This window comes from Prevotella sp. C0026C3 (assembly GCF_056590795.1).
In genome coordinates this window covers 1-18,740 of sequence record NZ_JBWPWW010000018.1, presented here as the reverse complement: position 1 = coordinate 18,740, position 18,740 = coordinate 1, and the positions used below count along the sequence as shown (strand labels likewise).

Sequence of the window (18,740 nt, the reverse complement as noted above, 5' to 3'; positions counted from 1 at the left end):
AGAGGCTTTTACTATGTGAAAAACTGCTATATTATATTTTATTTCATGAATAGAACGACAAAATATCAGACAGATTTTATACTTTTGCAACATACGAAAGAATATGATAATATCAAAACACTAACTAACCAATGAGACATGGAATCGGTAAAAAAAACTTACACAAAAAACTCTTTAATTTGCTAGTAATGCTCGTTTGCAGTCTGTTATTGACTGCTTGTCACGAGGAAGAGGAAGACAATGGTTTTCCTGATGAGAAGAATGCGGTGGTCTTCAACGGGCGTATAGTCAATTCAGAAGGTATCGGTATCAAAGACGTTAAGCTGCAAGCTTACTTCATCGATAGATATTATCTATATAGCAAGACTCGTAAAAAGGGTGAAACCAAGACCGATCAAAATGGTAATTATCGGCTGAAAATCTATGTAAGAGCTGATGAAGACTCACTTCTTAAGAAGAGAAGTGAGTCCTTTTATCAATTGACAGCCGATGTAAGTTGTCTCCCAAAAGATAAGTACCTGATACCGGAAGACGAGAAATATAGTATAGAGTTGTATGGAGAACGTCCGGATCCTGTAGAGCAATTAGCGTGTTTGGTTCCAGAATATCGTAAGATAGACGTGACTCTGACTGGATTCAGTGCGAAAGACGATACCCAAAACAAATTTAGAATCACTGTAAGGCCGTCCGCGGGATTCTATGTGAAAGACAAGAATGGCAAACGTCAATTCTTATATAAACCCGATAAGAGCTACGAAGCCACTCAGGCCAATGCCCGGTATACGATTCCTTTTGCCATCAACGACAGTACGGAAGTTGCGGTACTTCGCGAGAAAGATGGAAGGATAAACTATGTGTGGAAGAAAGTTTTCATCGGTAAGACGTCGCCAACTAGCTTGACGTTCGACTACAATGCAGCGGATTAATAGCTTCAATCTCTGAAATCTCATCCCCAAGAAGCTTCTCTTTTAAGAGGAAAAGTCCCATCCCTTCTTTCCCCAAAAGGGGAATGAGGGGGAAAAAGAGATAAGGAAAAGCTAGTAAACTGATGAACTTAAAGGCTTATTCAATTACTTATTAACTCAACAACTTATGGACTTATCTTGCTGCACCGGCTCGCCAGCATCGCTGCCTAGGCTAGTCAGCATGGCTGAATGGGCTTTGCAACATTGCTGGCGAAGCCCTGCAGTGAGTTAATTGTTGAGTAGCTGAATAGACTATTTGGTAAGATTGCAGCCATATATGTCGTTACTTGATGATGAAAGTCCCCTTTTCTATGCCTCATAAGTATCGATATTGTAGAAAAAAGGAGAGTGTGTTGTTGCGAATGAAAGATAATATTGTTACTTTTGTGGAAAGTTATAACATAATATATTAAATTCGTTGACATTATGAAAGATTTGGATTGGTCTAATCTGTCTTTTGGTTATATACCAACAGACTACAATGTCCGCTGCAATTATCGTAACGGCAAGTGGGGTGAAGTGGAAGTTTGCTCCGATGAATATCTGAAACTTCACATGGCTGCCACCTGTTTACATTATGGTCAAGAAGCTTTCGAGGGCTTGAAAGCCTATCGTTGTCCCGATGGTAAAGTGCGTGTTTTCCGCATGGAAGAGAATGCCGCTCGCTTGCAAAGTACTTGTCGTGGTATCATGATGCCGGAGGTTCCGACCGAGCTTTTTGAAGAAATGGTGAAGAAGGTTGTACGTCTTAATCAAGAGTATATACCTACCTACGAGAGTGGGGCAACGCTTTATATTCGCCCATTGCTCATTGGTACGAGTGCACAAGTGGGTGTACATCCTGCCGACGAATATATGTTCTTGATATTTGTAACGCCTGTAGGGCCTTATTTCAAGGGTGGTTTTGCCAGCAATCCATACGTGATTATTCGTGATTATGACCGTGCTGCGCCTCTGGGTACAGGTATTTATAAAGTAGGTGGAAACTATGCTGCGTCATTGAAAGCCAACCAGATAGCACATCAAAAAGGCTATGCCAGCGAATTTTACCTAGACTCTAAGGAGAAGAAATATGTGGATGAGTGTGGTGCAGCCAATTTCTTTGGAATCAAGAACAATACATATGTCACTCCAAAATCGACTTCGATACTGCCTTCCATCACCAATAAGAGCTTGATGCAGATAGCAGAAGACTTGGGATTAAAGGTGGAAAGGCGTCCTATTCCGGAAGAGGAACTCGATACATTTGAGGAAGCTGGAGCTTGTGGAACGGCTGCTGTCATCTCGCCAATATCGCATCTTGATGATCTCGATACAGGTAAAGTATATAACTTCGGTGACCAACCGGGACCGTGGTCTAAGAAACTTTACGATACACTTCGCGGTATCCAGTATGGTACGGTGGAGGATAAGCACGGTTGGACAACCGTGGTCATTGAATAAAGAAATAGATTTAAAGGCATGTTGAGCAGAGCTTGGCATGCCATTCTTTGTTATACTAATTAATAATTAAATTCATGGATTCACTCAGTAATTATCGCAATCGAGCCTTGGCTTCGCTCGAAAACAATTGGGGAAAAGCTGTTATTGTAACGATTGTTGTCTTGCTCATCTCTTTGCTGTTTCAAGGTGGGATACAGATTGCATTTTCGTTTGGTGGTAAATTGTCAAAGCTTACTAGCAATATTTTTGCTGCTTTGATATTAATCCCTATATCGTGGGCATTCAAGGTGTTCTTCTTGAGAATGCTAAGAGGTGAAAATTTAGGTGTAAAAAATCTATTTGATGGCTTTTCTGATTATGGGCGTATACTCCTTGCTATCGTATTAAAGAATGTATACATATTCTTATGGACCTTGCTTTTGATAGTACCGGGAATCTACAAGTCTTTTTCTTACGCTTTGACGGAATTCGTACTTCTAGACCATCCGGAAATGAATGGAGAGCAGGCTATCAAAGAAAGTATGCGCTTGATGGATGGTAGAAAGATGGCATTGTTTCTACTTCTTCTCTCATTTATAGGATGGTTGATACTTTCTTTTATAACACTTGGTTTGGGATTTATATTTTTATTCCCTTATGTGCAGACGGCTATGGCTCATTTTTATGAAGATGCCGTAAAGGAAGATGGAGCAAGTATCAGCGATTAAATAGCTAGAACTGTCTTTTTGTTGTTTGGTTTGAGGGGGCTTCTTTGCACTCTCAAAATAATTATTGTACCTTTGTGTCCTAAATAAAAAGAGGATATTACAAATGGGAAAAGGGAAATTAGCAAAGTTTGCAGAGATGAAGGAGATGGCTAACGTCTTTGAATATCCATTCTCTGTGGTCGATAATGTGCCGTTTACCATGAAAGGTCATTGGCGCGAAGAGTATTTCCACAACGACAATCCTATCGTCTTGGAGTTGGGGTGTGGCAAAGGTGAGTATACCGTAGGACTGGGTAAACTCTTTCCGAACGTCAATTTTATCGGTGTAGACATTAAAGGTTCGCGCATGTGGACAGGTGCAAAGCTAGCTCTCGAACAGCAATTGCCTAATGTTGCATTTCTCCGTACCAGCATCGAAATCATTGATCGATTCTTCGACCAAGACGAAGTGCAAGAGATATGGCTTACTTTTTCTGACCCTCAAATGAAGAATCCACACAAGCGATTGACCTCTACCTTCTTTATGGAGCGATACCGTCGTTTCCTCGTAGATGGAGGATTGATTCACTTAAAGACCGATTCCAACTTCCTCTTTACTTATACCAAGTATATGGTGGAGCGCAATCAACTGCCCGTAGAAGTATGTACGGAAGACTTATACCATGATACTCCTGCTTATTTGGTGGGTCAGCCTATCCTTACGATACAGACTTATTACGAGTCGATGTGGATAGAGCGAGGACTTAATATCCGTTATCTCCAATTCCATTTGCCCCATACAGTCCCACTCGTTGAGCCAGATATAGAGATTCCGCTTGATGAGTATCGTAGCTATCATCGCACGAAGCGCAGTAGCAAAGATATGGCAAAGTAAACAAAAACATTAGAATGATGACATTATATCCTAAATTAATAACAGATGCATTGGCTACCGTGGTTTATCCCGGAACCAAAAAGAATCTGATAGAAAGTGAAATGTTGGCCGATGATGTGCGCATCAACGGCATGAAAGTCGAATTTACACTCGTGTTTCCACGCGAAACCGACCCTTTCTTAAAGTCTACAGTGAAAGCTGCCGAAGCTGCTATACACTATCATGTGGATAAGGATGTGGAGGTAACAATCAAGACTGAGTTTAAGAACGCAGCCCGTCCGGAGGTGGGAAAATTGCTCCCTCAAGTTAAGAATATTATTGCTGTGAGTTCTGGTAAAGGCGGGGTGGGCAAGAGTACGGTGTCATCTAACCTTGCCATTTCGCTTGCTCGACTCGGCTATAAAGTCGGTTTGCTCGATGCCGACATCTTCGGTCCGTCGGCACCTAAGATGTTTGGTGTTGAAGATGCGCGTCCGTATTCGGTTCAGAAAGACGGTCGTACGCTCATAGAGCCCATTGAGAAGTATGGCGTGAAGCTGTTGAGTATCGGCTTTTTCATCGATCCTGATACGGCAACGCTATGGCGTGGCGGTATGGCGACGTCGGCTTTGAAGCAGTTGATAGCTGATGCCGACTGGGGAGAACTAGACTATTTTATCCTCGATACGCCACCGGGGACCAGCGATATACATCTTACGCTACTGCAAACACTGTCTATTACCGGTGCAGTGATAGTCAGTTCGCCTCAGAAGGTAGCGTTGGCCGATGCGCGTAAAGGCATCGATATGTATCGCAATGACAAAGTGAATGTGCCAATCTTGGGTTTGGTGGAGAACATGGCATGGTTCACGCCGGCCGAATTACCGCAAAACAAATATTATATATTTGGCAAAGATGGATGTAAGAATCTCGCCGAAGAGATGCAATGTCCACTGTTGGCGCAGATTCCTATCGTACAAAGTATCTGCGAGAGTGGCGACGCGGGGAAGCCAGCTGCTTGTAATATCGATACCATGACGGGACAAGCATTTATCAATTTGGCTCAAGCTGTGGTGACAGTAACCAATCGTCGCAATAAAGAGCAGGCACCCACGAAGATTGTAAAAGTAGATTGATGCGAGTTTCGCATGTATGCTCAAGTTGGGAGTTAGCAGGAGTTAAAAGGAAGTTAACAGGATGTAGCGGACAAATGGCTATTATCTTCCATTATCTCCTACTAACTTCTGTTAACTCCCAAATATAATATTCCACTGTGAAGTTAGCAGGATTAAAAGGGAGTTAATAGGAGGTGGCGGACAAATGTCTATTATCTTCCATTATCTCCTACTAACTTCTGTTAACTCCCAAATATACATTTACCTAAGAAAATTATTTTATTTAGTCTTCTCCTCTGCCAATTCGCTTTTGCGATGGTCGAGAATTGGATTGATGAATCGGTCTAGCTGGTCGCCTAATTTCATCAATTCGTCCATGCTAATGTCGTAGTTATTGAAGATATTGATAAGGCATCCGGGGAAATCCTTACATTCATCTTGCATTGTTTTTCCTTTCTTGGTGAGAGACACTATCTTCTGTCTACGATCCACCGGACCGACGTTGCGGACTACCAAATCAAGTTTTTCCATGCGCTGGATGAGTGGAGTTACCGTGTTGGTCTCTAATACTAGTTTCTTAGCAATGTCATTTACCGGTTGGTTATCCTGTTCCCAAAGAACCATCAATACCAAATATTGTGTGTACGTGATGCCTAATTGTTTGAAGAATGGTTCGTAAGCTTGAATGATGAGTCGACTAGCTGTATAGAGTCTGAAGCAGACCTGATTCTTTAACTTTAATTGTTCGTATGCCATAAACAAAATCTTTTTATTCGCTATATTTATTCTTTTCAATTGAGAAATTAGAATGCAAAGATAAAGATTTGTTTTTGTATCGAAGACGATAAGGATGTTTTTTTCTTATCATTTAACCGATGTTAAGGTCAAAACGACATATTCCGACCTCGTTCCGATGCGAAATTTACCTCCCCAAATGCCCATGCCGCTACTTACATAGTATTTGGTTTTACCTTTTGTCAATGGGCCGAAAGCATCTTCATAAATGATATCTTCTATCCAACTGATAGGCCAAACCTGCCCGTAGTGGGTGTGTCCACTGAATTGAAAATCTATTCCTGCCTGTTCGGCTTCCTCTAAATGATAGGGCTGATGGTCGAGTAGGATGGTGTAGGTAGACTGGTTGGTTGTGGCAACAAGAGCTTTCAACGCCTTTCTATGCTTGTTGGTACGGTCGTCACGACCAATAATTGTTAGTTCGTTTTTGAAGACAATGCTGCTATCTTGTAGCAAATGAATGTTGGCATCGCGATAGAATTGCTCGCTCTTTAGTTCGCCTGCATAGTAATCGTGGTTGCCCAATGCCGCATAGACAGGCGCTTGGAGTCGGCGAAATTCCTCGGCCATGTTGGCTCGGAGCAGTGGTTCGACACTGATGTCGACTATATCGCCGGCAATTAAGACTAGGTCGGCGTGCTCGGAATTCACCTTATTCACCCAGTTGGCTAAGTCTGTCCGTGTATTATGATAGCCCAAGTGTAGATCGCTCATTAATACAATCTTCAAAGGTCGCTGCAATGGCTTCTCGGTAGTGACGTTCAGAGGCACACGCACCTTGTGATAATAGTTCAAATTGCCATAAATGAAAATTGCCGACATGATGATTAGTACTGTTAACGAACCTTGTATGCTATTCTGAATGAATGATGCCGGGACGAGATGGACGGCTCGTCCGAGGTCGAGTACCAGAAAAATCATCACCAGATAGAGGAGTACGAAGAGCGACGAAGTGCCTATTTCGTACATGAAGCGTGCCACGGTCGGTGGCATTTTATCCAGCCCTATGAGGATATTAAGAAAGAGTAGGGAGAAGCACAATATCATACAGGTGATGATGATACTCTTTAGCAGATTACTATAAGGCAGCATCATCCACACATGCCATCCCACATAACTGCATCCTATGATTGGAAGCAATAAGAAAAGTAAAGCCCACATTTTATTCATATCTTTTGTGTGGTAAAGATAGGGGGAGTTTCTTAAATAGCGAAACTTTCTTTGTCTTTTTGTTTTCTACTCGCTTTAACACCTTATTTTATAAACTTGTCAACTCATATCTTGTCTACTTATTATCTTGTATCTTGTCTACTTGTTAACTCAAATAACCTTCTTCACATAACTCACTTCTTACTCTCCGCTTACTGCAATGGCTTGGCAAGCTTGCTGCCTCGCTTTTGCAGCAATCTTGTTTGGCTTCTGCAGCATTGCTGCGAAACCCTTGCAGCAGAATACAATAAGTTCTTTAGTATTAAGTTTGTGAGTTGTTGGGATTTGAAAATGGCGGAATAAGGAAAGCATATCTTTTTAGATTATCAGGAGGTAAGGAGTTAATGGGAGATTAAGGCAAATGCTTATAACTTTTTATGTGCTTCCGTTCTTCGGTATAAATCTGTAAAGCCCAAAGTACCAATAGGTACTCTGGGCTTTACGTAGTCCCTTATCCCGATAGTTATACGCTTTGCTCTAACTATCGGCTATTAATACTGCAGCGGTTTCACTGCTAAGATAGTATCTCTATCTCTACTTTACTACTGTGGCACGAACGATGGCGATGTCTTGTAAGGGGCGGTCGTTCTTGTCGGTTTCTGTGTTTTGAATCTCTTCAACGATGTTGAGTCCTTCCACGACTTCACCGAATACGGTGTATTGTCCATCGAGATGGGGCGTGCCACCTTTGCGGAAATATGCCTCACGGAGTTCGGACGGAATGATGATTTTGCCTTTAGTGGATTGGTCAAGGCGTGCTTGTACTTGGTCAATCATATCTTCGTTGTAACGTCGCCCGAAGACAATGTAGAACTGACTGGCTGATGAACGGTGTTCGGGATTTACGTCGTCTCCCTCACGAGCAGCAGCCACTGCTCCCCGTTTATGATATAATTGTGGGTAATGTATCTCTGCCGGTAAGGTGTAGTCGGGTGAATAAAGTCCTAATTCGGCTCCCGGTTCAGCGTGACGCGATGTGGAATCGCCCGTTTGAATCATGAATCGGTTGATGACGCGATGGAATAAATTACCGTCGTAGTAGCCTCCTTTCACAAGCTTCAAGAAGTTGTCGCGATGAATAGGAGTTTCATTGTAGAGTACGATGCGAATATTACCCTTGGTCGTTTCTAAAAGCACTTCATGGCGTAGAGTATCATTCTGCGCCATGAGTGATAGGGGAAGCAATAGAAGTACTATTGCATAAATAAGTCGTTTCATATATTTATGAATAATACTAAAAGGAGTGATGGAGTTAAGGAGTTGAAGTTGCGAAGCCAAATGTGGAAAGAACATTTCCTGACAAAGCATATGGCATCACTTCTTGATTCCCCTTTAACTCCATCACTTTTTGTGTCTCAATTAATAAGCGTCACCTTGTGATACCTCATCTTTTGTGATTTCTTTCTTGTCGAGTGCTCTCCATGCCACTACGATATAAGCTAATACAAATGGGATGAAGAGTGAAACGATAGACATGGTTTTGAGTGTGAACGGACTACTGCTGCTATTGGCAATGGTCAGCGAACTCTGTAGGTCGACATTAGAAGGATAGTAAGCTGTGTTGTTCCAACCTGCCATGAGGAAAAGAACCAGTACAACGAGTACGACACCGATGCCGGTTGGCCAAATACCGCGAATAAAATCTTTTTTCAAAAGAGTAACGATGACACCGCCAAGTACCAATACCACGCCCACTAAGAAGATAATGGTGAGATACCACATGTCCACAAAGTTGTGTAGATATTTATAAGGTTCCATGGCAATGATGCCTGTAGCAGGGTCGTAAGCAAAACCGTCTTTGCACAGTGTGCGGCCTAAGAACGATAGGAAAAACACGAGGAAGGGGACGGTGGCATACAATAATTGCTTGCGAGCATTGGTACGAATGTTCTCATCGTTCACATTATTAATAATATAAAGCGTGCCGAGCATACGAGCAAGGAAGAAGACCGCAAAGCCAAGAATAAGATTCCATGGGTCGAGCAATGCATCTAATCCGTGGCTGAGATTAGCCCAACGGCTGATGACCGGTTGTAATTCTTGGGTGATATTCATCTTGTCGACAATGAAATTGCTACCATCGAAGAAGGTTGCTACAGCACCACCAAGCAATAGCGGAGCCAAGATACCGTTGATGACAAGCAGCCATTGGAATGTACGAATACCGAGCAAGTTGCCCAGTTTGTTTTGGAATTCGTAGCTGACAGCCTGCATGACAAAGGTGAAGAGAATAATCATCCATAGCCAATAAGCGCCACCGAAACTGGTGCTATAGAACAATGGGAATGAAGCAAAGAAGCCTCCACCGAATGTTACCAGTGTAGTGAAAGTGAGTTCCCACTTGCGTCCGGTAGAATTGATGACCATACGACGCTCTTCAGGGGTCTTGCCGAGGCTGAATATCAGCGAATTTGCCCCTTGTACAAAGAGTAAAAAAACGAGCAGTGCTCCCAATAATGAAACAAGGAACCACCAATAATGTTGTAATATGCTATAGTCCATAATTGTTCAGTTTAGATAGTTGTTGATGTTGCAGATTCTTCTGTAGCAGTGATACTATGCTCAGGTCCTTTCTTAATCTCTTTGATGAGAATGCTGATTTCTACTGCCAACATAGTGGTGAAGAGACCAAGGAAGATGAAGAAAGTGAGGGCTATGCTACCCGAATTGATGTCGCTGACTGCGGCCCATGTAGGAAGCATGTCTTGAATAGTCCAAGGTTGGCGTCCCATCTCGGCAACAATCCATCCCGATTCGCTGGCAATGTAAGCGAGTGGGAGAGTTGCGACGGTAGCCCATAGCAACCATTTGGCTTTGCTGATGTCCTTGCGATAGACAAAGAACAGGGTTACGGCGAAGAGTAGGATGAACAAACTACCCAAACCAACCATAATGCGGAATGCCCAGAAATTGATAGGAATGAATGGTACTACTTGGTCGGCTGACTTCACATAGCCATATCCGAAGTAGCGCATGTTGTCGGCTAGAAGTTTTTTAGTACCCTCGTCTTTCTTGCCGGCACGATATTGTTGTAAAGCTGCAATAGCCATTTTGCCTCTGGCAATTTTCTCTTTGACAGACGGTTCGCGTGTTCCGTCGGGTTTCGTATAGCCGTTGATGAGCTCGTTAACACCGGGAACAAAGCCGTGGAAGTCGCGTGTAGCCATGAAAGACAGAGCATTTGGTACGGCAATACGGAGAGGCGGTTCTTGTAGAGTCGTGTAATCGGGCTGTTGGAATGGATTTACCCATGCAGCTACGGTCAGACTTTGGTCGTTTCCACCATTATATAATGCTTCCATTGCAGCCAGTTTCATGGGTTGAACCTTACTGATTTGGTAAGCACTGCTATCTCCGGTAAGTGCAGCGAGTAGCGAAGCTATGAGTCCAACACAAGCACCTATCTTGATACTTTCGATGGCTAACTTCTGTTCACGTTTTTTTAAGAGGTACCAAGCACTCACTGCGACGGTGAAAGCTGCACCGATAATCCATGACGAAGTGACGGTATGGCAAAACTTATCGACTGCAAATGGAGACAAGGCTACGTCGATGAACGAGTTCATCTCGAAGCGCATGGTGTCGGGATTGAAAGTTTGTCCGATGGGATATTGCATCCAAGCGTTGGCAACCAGTATCCACCATGCGGAGATAGTGGCTCCAAGACCGGTAAGCCATGTCGATGCGAGATGGAATCCCGGTGACACTTTCTTCCATCCGAAGAACATCACAGCAACGAAAGTCGATTCCATGAAGAAGGCGATGATACCTTCGATGGCCAATGGTGCGCCGAAGATGTCGCCTACGAACCAAGAGTAGTTACTCCAGTTGGTACCGAATTCGAACTCAAGAATGATACCGGTGGCAACACCCATGGCAAAGTTGATACCGAATAACTTCTGCCAAAAGCGAGCCGCATCGCGCCAAAAACGCTTTCTGGTTCGATAATAACAGGTCTCGACAATGCCCATGATGACAGCCAAGCCCAATGTTAATGGAACAAATAACCAGTGATAAATTGCCGTCAAGGCAAATTGTGCTCGTGACCAATCGATGGTTGCGGCAGAGATGTCTAAAAGTTGATTTACCATACTTTGTATATAAATATTGTGTTATTAACTATTTGGCTCTATTGATTAATTGTTCAGAGACGAATTGACTCTTTTGACCTTTGGGTGCTTTCTTGCCTAGGAAGTTGGGAAAGAAAAATACCTTGAGAATGGCAAACATGATAAATAGTTTGATGAGGATGACAGCCCAAAGTGTTTTCCCCAACGTCATGTGGCGAAAACCGTCGTAGTATAGGTCGTAAACTCTATATAAGAAACTATCTCTTTTCATGATATTTTTGTATAAAATATAGTTAGACAATGCCTTGTCAGACTCATTTGAATGTGTAAAATAGTAATGATTACAATTTTCGCCGGTAAAAGTACAAAATAAAATTTAATGTAGTTGTCTTTTTTCCATAAAAATGCTAATTTTTAATATATTATGGGATTGAATAGCTAGAATCCTTGGAAAGTTAAGATAAAAACTCTAAATTTGCATAACTGTTGAATTGAAATCGAATTTCAAAATGAAAAAGATATTCTATCCTTTGATTATTATAGCTTTGTTGCTTGTGGCAGGTATCGTGTATTTGGGTATTAATTTGCACAACCAACAACAGCAAAATAAGGAGATGCAGGAGCTGGCTGAGTTGGATAAACAGGAAATGGAAAACGAATACCAACAGTTTGCCAACCAGTATAGTGAGATGAAATCACAGATTTCCAATGATTCTATTGTGGCTCAACTGACCGCCGAGCAAGAGAAAACCCAACGCTTATTAGATGAGTTGAAGAGTGTGAAGAGCTCTGATGCTCGTGAGATTGCTCGTTTGAAACGCGAATTAGCCACAGTAAGACAGGTGTTGCGGAGCTATGTAATGGAGATAGATTCACTGAATAGACTGAATCAAAACCTTACAGCAGAGAACACTCATATCAGAGGACAGTACGAAGAAGCGACACGACAGATAGAAGGACTGAGTACCGAGAAGGCTTCGCTGTCGGAGAAAGTCGCTATTGCTGCACAGCTGGATGCTACAGGAATTAACATGATATTGAAAAACCGTCGTGGAAAGACTACTGATAAGGTGAGCAAATGTACCGTTGTTCAGGTGAATTTCAGCTTGGCCAAGAATGTGACTGCGGCTAGTGGGACGAAGACTGTTTATGTGAAAATCGTCTCACCAACAGGTTCTACACTTGGAGAAGGTGGAAACTTCAACTATGAGAATCGGACATTGACGAGTACGATGAGAAAAACTATAGAGTATGGTGGGCAGGAAACGCCGATTACTCTTTATTGGAATGTGTCTCAAGCACTCGAAGGTGGAACTTATGCAGTAAGTATCTTTGCCGATGGAAATATGATAGGATCGAGGAACTTTACATTTAAATAATGAAGAAGTTACTAACTTTATTTTTATGGGTTGGTATTCTTGCGCCGGCCGAAGCGCAGAGAATATTGAGCTTGGATAGTTGTCGTGCCTTGGCATTGCGCAACAATAAGCAGCTTAATGTCTCGAAGTTGAAGCAACAGGTGGCCGCGAATATCAAGAAAGCAGCGCGTACTAAGTATCTACCGAAGGTGGATGCGCTAGGTGGTTATGAGTATACCAGTCGCGAAGTGTCTCTATTGAATAAAGACCAGAAGTCTGCCTTGGGCAATTTAGGAACTACTGTAACTGCGGGGGTAGGAGGTAATCTCACAAACTTAGCAACGACATTGGTGCAGCAAGGTGTTATTTCACCGGCCGTAGCTCAACAGCTCTCTGGTGTCTTGGGGCAACTGTCGCCTGCTTTAGCGCAAATGGGAAACCAGTTGGGAAGCAGTATTCGAGATGCTTTTGAAACTAATACGCACAATATTTTTGCCGGTGCGGTGATGGTTCGTCAACCTCTTTATATGGGTGGAGCTATCGTTGCGGCTAACAATATGGCTCGTATTAGTGAGCAATTGGCACTCAATAATACTGATGTTGTCACCCAATCTACCTTATATAATATAGATCAGGCTTATTGGACAGTGGTGTCTCTCCGTCAAAAGCACAAATTGGCGAAGAGCTATCATGAGCTTGTTTCAAAGCTTGATTCCGATGTCCACAAGATGATCAAGGCAGGGGTAGCAACCAAGGCTGATGGATTGAAGGTCGATGTTCGTGAGAATGAAGCCGATATGCAGGTGATGCAGGTAGAAGACGGGCTGTCTTTGGCTAAGATGTTGCTATGCCAACTCTGTGGTATTCCATTGGATGAGGAAATCGTTTTGGCCGATGAAGGCAAGGAAAGCTTGAGTGTTGACGAGTTTGCGCCGACAATGGAGAAGGAACAACTCGACCAATCTCGTCCAGAATTACGCATGCTTCAGAATTCAATAGATTTGAGTAAGGAAGCTACGAAGGTGATTCGTGCCGCTTATTTGCCGCAGGTTCTCTTGACCGGTGGTTATCTCATATCTAATCCAAATGTCTTCAATGGCTTTGAAAATAAATTCTCAGGCATGTGGACGTTGGGAGTCATGGTGCGAGTACCGGTTTGGAACTGGTTTGAAGGCAGCTATAAAGTGCGAGCATCGCGTATAGCTACCGATATGGCTACACTGGAATTAAGTGATGCCCGCGATAAGATTGGATTGCAAGTTGCACAGAGTCAATTCCGCGTAAAGGAAGCACAGAAGAAGCTAAACATGGCTAGAAAGAATATAAAGAGTGCAGAAGAAAATCTACGTTGTGCCAATTTGGGATTCAAGGAAGGGGTAATGGAGTCGACGGATGTCATGGCTGCTCAGACAGCATGGCAACAAGCGCAGAGTCAAAAGATTGATGCGGAGGTCGATGTCAAGCTTACACTCGTTAATCTAAAGAAAGCTCTTGGTATATTACAATAATCGAATAGAATATCATGTCAGTAAAATCTCAACATAATAACATTCTGTTAGCCGTCATAGGATTTGCGGCTGCCGTCATCATAGTGGCTCTTATAGGTTTCTTTACGTTAGGAAAAACCGAAGAAATCATTCAAGGTGAGGTAGATGTATCGGAATATCGAGTATCCTGCAAGCTACCCGGGCGAGTGGTAGAACTCTGTGTAAAAGAGGGAGACTACGTACATGTGGGTGACACGTTGGCACTATTGGAGGTTCCGGAAGTCGATGCACAGAAGCAAGTAGCTGAGGCTACACAGGGAGCGGCGGCTGCCATGCGCGATATGGCGGACAATGGGGCACGCAAGGAACAGATACAAGGAGCTTATCAGTTGTGGCAACAGGCTCTTGCAGCGAGTGATATAGCTCAGAAATCCTACACTCGTGTACAGCGTTTATATGATGAAGGAGTATTGAGTGGACAGAAACGAGACGAAGCTTTCGCCGCTTATAAGGCTGCACAAGCGCAGGTGAAGGCTGCTGAGAGCCAATATGAGATGGCTAAGAATGGAGCTCGTGCCGAAGAAAAGCAAGCAGCTACTAAGCAGGTTCAGGCTGCTAAAGGAGCTGTGAATGTAGTAAAGGCTCTGTTAAAAGAGACTGTTCAGATTGCCCAAGTAGAGGGTGAGGTGAGCGATGTATATCCTAAAGTGGGAGAACTTGTAGGAATTGGTTCGCCCATTATGAGCATCTCGGTGATGAAAGACATGTGGGGAACATTCAATATACGTGAAGATCAGTTGAATGGAATGAAGGTTGGTGATATCATTACAGCCTATTCTCCAGCATTCAATAGAGACCTCAAGATGAAAGTCTACTACATCAAAGACGAAGGTTCGTATGCTGTTTGGAAAGCAACCAAGTCGAACGGACAGTACGATATGAAGACATTTGAAGTCAAAGCGCGTCCTATTAAGCCTTTTGAGGGGCTTCGTCCCGGCATGTCATTGATTGTTAAGAAATAATTTATCTATTCGGTTATCGTAAAAACTAGTCATTCTTAGAATGCACACCATTAAACAGATATATCATATTGCCCTTCGCGAGTGTGGCATCTTGTCTCACAACCCTATTTATCTGTTTTGTATGGTGGTGTTCCCTATTATTGTCGTAGTCTTTTTTACGTCGTTGATGAGTGCCGGTCAACCCACAGACATGCCTGTAGGTGTAGTTGATTTAGACCGCACATCGACTACTCGGCAACTTGTTCGTAAGTTGGATGCATTCCAGAGTACGCAGGTGGTGGCTCATTATGAAAACGTGAACGAAGCACGCACGGCCATTCAGCGCAATCAGATATACGCATTTCTGTATATCCCACATGGTACTACCGATGGTTTGATGACAGGTAGCCAACCCAAAATTTCTTTTTATTATAGCAATACGTCGTTGACGGCAGGCGCATTGTTGTTTCGCGACCTCAAGACCATATCCACATTAGGTTCGGCCTCGGTTGGTATGAAAAAGTTGTCTGCCATCGGTAAGACCGGAAATGAGATTCGTACCTATCTCCAGCCCATCGCTGTCGATCTCCATACTATTAATAATCCATGGGTAAGTTACAATGTTTATCTGAGTAACATGCTCATTCCCGGTTGCTTGATGGTGTTTATTTTCCTGATTACGGCTTATTCTTTGGGTACGGAATTGAAGTTTAATCGTTCCAAAGAACTTATGCAGATGGGCGATAACAACATTTTCCTTGTTGTTTGCGGTAAGTTCTTACCCCAAACACTCATCTTTCTTGGCATCGTATATGGCTATATGGGCTATGTCTACGGTGTCTATGGATTCCCACACCCCGGTGGTATTATCCCCATGTTGTTGCTAGGACTGCTCATGGTTTTGGCTTCCCAATGTTTTGGTATCTTTATTTTCGGCCTCATACCCTCCATGCGTATGTCGATGAGTGTGTGTTCGTTGTGGGCTGTATTGAGTTTCTCCATGGTTGGAGCAGCTTATCCAGCCTTTGCCATGTCACCGGCTTTGGAGATGTTGGCAAACCTTTTCCCTTTACGACATTATTATATGATTTATCAGTTATGCATTTTCAACGGTTATCCGTTGCTTGAAGCATGGCCTTATATATTGGCTTTGATGGTATTCATTGGGCTGCCTTTATTTATAATTCGTCGACTCTACATCGTTCTGTTGACTTATGATTATGTATCATAGAGAGTATGGAAAAAGATAGTTTGATATATAAAATAAGCCATGGATTACGCGATATGTGCTATATCTGCATGCGTGAGTTGCGTCAGACGGTCACCGATGAGGGAGTACTTATCTTCTTTATCCTCGTGCCTTTGCTCTATCCGCTGGCCTATTCTTGGATTTATAACAACGAGGTCGTGCGCGAAGTGCCGGTAGCAGTGGTCGACTTCTCGCACAGTCATGCTAGTCGTGAGTTTACTCGCTTGCTTGATGGTACGCCCGATACCAAGGTTGCTTATCATTGTAACAGCTTGGATGAGGCCAAAGACTTGGTGGGTAAGCAAGTAGTAAATGGCGTGATTTATTTTCCAAAGCAATTTCAGAACAAACTTTATCGACAAGAACAAACGCATGTCGGAGTATATTGCGACATGAGCCTGATGCTTACTTATAAAGCCATCTACCAGTCGGCACAGGCTGTAGCTTCGCAAATGAATACGAAGATACAATTGTCTCTATCCAAGAATTTTACTTCGCGCGACGAAGAGGTGAGCAGTAAACCGCTTGATTTCGATGAAGTTCCCATTTTCAATACTACCGGTGGATATGGTAATTTCATTATTCCGGGTGTCCTTATGTTAATTATTCAGCAGACGCTTTTGCTGGGAATAGGATTATCGGCCGGTACTGCGCGTGAGACAAATCGCAATCATGAATTAGTCCCCATCAGCCGTTATCATGCCGGAATATTCCGTATTGTGTTGGGTAAGTTCATGTGCTATTTTATGATTTATATGGTCTTGGCAGCTTATCTCACATTGATTGTGCCACGATTGTTTGGCTTCATCTCGTTAGTATATGCCTACGATCTCACCATGTTCATGCTACCTTATCTGTTATCGTGTATTTTCTTCGGCATGACTATGTCGTGTTTGGTTCGCCTTCGTGAGAATGTTATGCTGTTGGTAGTGTTCACATCGGTACCATTCCTCTTTATGTCCGGTGTCTCATGGCCGCAAAACGACATACCCGGAGTATGGCAAGGCATAGCTTGGTTGTTCCCCTCGACATTCGGTATTCGTGGATTTGTACGTATGGGTAGCATGGGTGCGCGTCTCTCTGATATTCATCCGGAGTACATCGCTCTATGGATTCAAACGCTTGTATATTTCTTTTTGACTTGCATAGTCTATCGCAATCAGATGCGTAGGGCACGAGCTAGCTCGTCAGAGTCGCCCATGATGGTCGATTCATCCAATTCTTCTGAAGTGGCGGATTAGGCTACTTTTTTGTTTTTTCAATTGTAAATTCATATCTCATGAAAGAGAAATCTCATGGAATGGCAAGTGTGTTGGCTGCCCTTGCTGCGAATATACTTGTTGCAATATCCAAGTTTGTAGGTTTTGCTTTATCCGGTTCTACTGCCATGTTGAACGAGTCTATCCACAGTGTGGTAGATTGTGGCAATGAAATCCTTTTGCTGGTAGGCGACAAGCGTGCCAAGGGAATGGTCAGCGAGAATCATCCTTTTGGTGAATCGCGTGCCAAATATTTCTTTAGTATAGTGGTAGTCATGATGTTATTCTTTGCCGGTGGTGCTTTAGGTATCATGGAAGCCTCTGAGAAACTATTCCATCCTGAACATTCGGTTGAAAATACTTGGTTGGTAATGGGCATCTTGGTATTTGGTTTGATAGTGGAATGTTTTAGCTTACGGGTTGCTTTGAAAGAGATAGCCGAGTTGAACACGGAGAACTTACCGCTATTCCGCTTTCTACGTGAGAGCCGACATAGCGAGGTCCTTATTATCTTTGCTGAAGACGCATGTGCTGTTGTGGGATTACTCTTGGCCATGCTTGGTACCATATTGGTGGCTGTTACCGGTCTAGCATTCTTCGATGCTTTGTCTGGATTACTGATTGGACTCATGCTTTGTTTGGCTGCTTTGTTCCTCGCCCGCGAATTTTACGGTCTCATCATTGGAGAGTCTATGACCTCTAATGACCGTCGGTTGATGAACAGAGCTTTTGAACGTGAAGAGATAAAACACCTCATCAGTCTTAAAACCATCCATTTAAGTTCGACAAATATACTGGTGGCGGCGAAAGTAGAGATGCAAGATGCATATCGGGCAGAGTCGGCCGGTGTCATTAATAGAATAGAGGAAGAGATAAGAAAGAGCTTCTCACATTATAAGATATACATCTATATAGAGACTGATGTATATCAATCTGATTATCAAGTAAAGTCGGAGTAGTTGACTGCAGTGGCTTTGCAGTAATTCTGAAACGCCCAAACAGCATTACTGAACAGTTGATACAGCAATGTTGTCTCAACCTTGCAGATCGGGAATAGATAAGTTGATGAGTACCTTGCTATATGCAAAAAGCTCCCTCCCTATTCGTTTTTAAAACGATAATCTCATTGGAAATGCCTTTTACTAATTTTTTATTATTACTGTCCGGTAAACCTTTTCCACATATAAAAGTTAAGGGCTAAAATCCGTATTTGGATTTCAGCCCTTTTT

The 18,740-nt window shown here is 43.0% G+C and carries 17 protein-coding genes; 11 read left to right on the top strand and 6 right to left on the bottom strand.

Annotated elements, in window-relative coordinates; all coding sequences use genetic code 11:
* The first annotated feature begins 131 nt into the window (after positions 1-131).
* From AC1EK4_RS10160 to AC1EK4_RS10140, 5 genes are all read left to right on the top strand, one after another.
* Positions 132-926, top strand: a complete 795-nt coding sequence (locus AC1EK4_RS10160) for a hypothetical protein (RefSeq protein ID WP_156431021.1) — start codon at positions 132-134, stop codon at positions 924-926.
* Positions 927-1,391: 465 nt separating this feature from the next.
* Positions 1,392-2,408, top strand: coding sequence for a branched-chain amino acid aminotransferase (locus AC1EK4_RS10155; RefSeq protein WP_036897293.1), 1,017 nt, complete (start codon positions 1,392-1,394; stop codon positions 2,406-2,408).
* Positions 2,409-2,482: 74 nt separating this feature from the next.
* Complete coding sequence (locus tag AC1EK4_RS10150; protein ID WP_082721672.1) at positions 2,483-3,115, top strand: DUF975 family protein; 633 nt, start codon at positions 2,483-2,485, stop codon at positions 3,113-3,115.
* 103 nt (positions 3,116-3,218) lie between these two features.
* The gene (gene trmB, locus AC1EK4_RS10145) at positions 3,219-3,989 is read left to right on the top strand and encodes a tRNA (guanosine(46)-N7)-methyltransferase TrmB (protein WP_036897286.1); all 771 of its coding nucleotides are present in this window, start codon (positions 3,219-3,221) and stop codon (positions 3,987-3,989) included.
* Positions 3,990-4,006: 17 nt separating this feature from the next.
* Positions 4,007-5,104 (top strand): Mrp/NBP35 family ATP-binding protein, encoded by a 1,098-nt coding sequence (locus AC1EK4_RS10140; RefSeq protein WP_062432968.1) that lies wholly within the window; start codon positions 4,007-4,009, stop codon positions 5,102-5,104.
* Between the two features lie 258 nt (positions 5,105-5,362).
* On the opposite strand, the gene AC1EK4_RS10135 is transcribed toward AC1EK4_RS10140, so the two are convergent.
* The 6 genes from AC1EK4_RS10135 to AC1EK4_RS10110 all read right to left on the bottom strand — a co-directional run bounded on the left by AC1EK4_RS10135 (position 5,363) and on the right by AC1EK4_RS10110 (position 11,428).
* Positions 5,363-5,839 carry a MarR family winged helix-turn-helix transcriptional regulator gene (locus AC1EK4_RS10135; protein ID WP_036897279.1) on the bottom strand — a complete coding sequence of 159 codons (477 nt, stop codon included), beginning with the start codon at positions 5,837-5,839 and terminating at the stop codon, positions 5,363-5,365.
* 108 nt (positions 5,840-5,947) lie between these two features.
* Complete coding sequence (locus AC1EK4_RS10130; protein ID WP_036897276.1) at positions 5,948-7,048, bottom strand: metallophosphoesterase; 1,101 nt, start codon at positions 7,046-7,048, stop codon at positions 5,948-5,950.
* 573 nt (positions 7,049-7,621) lie between these two features.
* Entirely contained in the window at positions 7,622-8,305 is a 684-nt protein-coding gene (locus AC1EK4_RS10125; RefSeq protein ID WP_036897376.1) for a peptidylprolyl isomerase, read from the bottom strand.
* Between the two features lie 141 nt (positions 8,306-8,446).
* Positions 8,447-9,589, bottom strand: coding sequence for a cytochrome d ubiquinol oxidase subunit II (locus AC1EK4_RS10120; protein WP_036897274.1), 1,143 nt, complete (start codon positions 9,587-9,589; stop codon positions 8,447-8,449).
* Positions 9,590-9,600: 11 nt separating this feature from the next.
* Positions 9,601-11,178: a cytochrome ubiquinol oxidase subunit I gene (locus AC1EK4_RS10115; protein ID WP_036897272.1), complete on the bottom strand. Its 1,578-nt coding sequence runs from the start codon at positions 11,176-11,178 to the stop codon at positions 9,601-9,603.
* Positions 11,179-11,206: 28 nt separating this feature from the next.
* Entirely contained in the window at positions 11,207-11,428 is a 222-nt protein-coding gene (locus AC1EK4_RS10110) for a DUF4492 domain-containing protein (RefSeq protein WP_036897268.1), read from the bottom strand.
* 238 nt (positions 11,429-11,666) lie between these two features.
* On the opposite strand from AC1EK4_RS10110, the gene AC1EK4_RS10105 reads away from it, so the two are divergent.
* The 6 genes from AC1EK4_RS10105 to AC1EK4_RS10080 are packed head-to-tail and all read left to right on the top strand — an operon-like array spanning position 11,667 to position 18,470.
* Complete coding sequence (locus AC1EK4_RS10105; protein WP_062432965.1) at positions 11,667-12,536, top strand: hypothetical protein; 870 nt, start codon at positions 11,667-11,669, stop codon at positions 12,534-12,536.
* The gene (locus AC1EK4_RS10100) at positions 12,536-14,023 is read left to right on the top strand and encodes a TolC family protein (protein WP_036897264.1); all 1,488 of its coding nucleotides are present in this window, start codon (positions 12,536-12,538) and stop codon (positions 14,021-14,023) included. Before AC1EK4_RS10105 ends, AC1EK4_RS10100 begins: the two co-directional genes overlap by 1 nt.
* A 14-nt stretch (positions 14,024-14,037) precedes the next feature.
* Positions 14,038-15,024, top strand: coding sequence for an HlyD family secretion protein (locus AC1EK4_RS10095; protein WP_036897261.1), 987 nt, complete (start codon positions 14,038-14,040; stop codon positions 15,022-15,024).
* Between the two features lie 40 nt (positions 15,025-15,064).
* Positions 15,065-16,234, top strand: coding sequence for an ABC transporter permease (locus AC1EK4_RS10090; protein ID WP_480358145.1), 1,170 nt, complete (start codon positions 15,065-15,067; stop codon positions 16,232-16,234).
* A gap of 5 nt (positions 16,235-16,239) precedes the next feature.
* Positions 16,240-17,493, top strand: a complete 1,254-nt coding sequence (locus tag AC1EK4_RS10085; protein ID WP_036897254.1) for an ABC transporter permease — start codon at positions 16,240-16,242, stop codon at positions 17,491-17,493.
* A 38-nt stretch (positions 17,494-17,531) separates the two neighbouring features.
* Positions 17,532-18,470 carry a cation diffusion facilitator family transporter gene (locus tag AC1EK4_RS10080; RefSeq protein ID WP_036897251.1) on the top strand — a complete coding sequence of 313 codons (939 nt, stop codon included), beginning with the start codon at positions 17,532-17,534 and terminating at the stop codon, positions 18,468-18,470.
* Positions 18,471-18,740 lie beyond the last annotated feature (270 nt).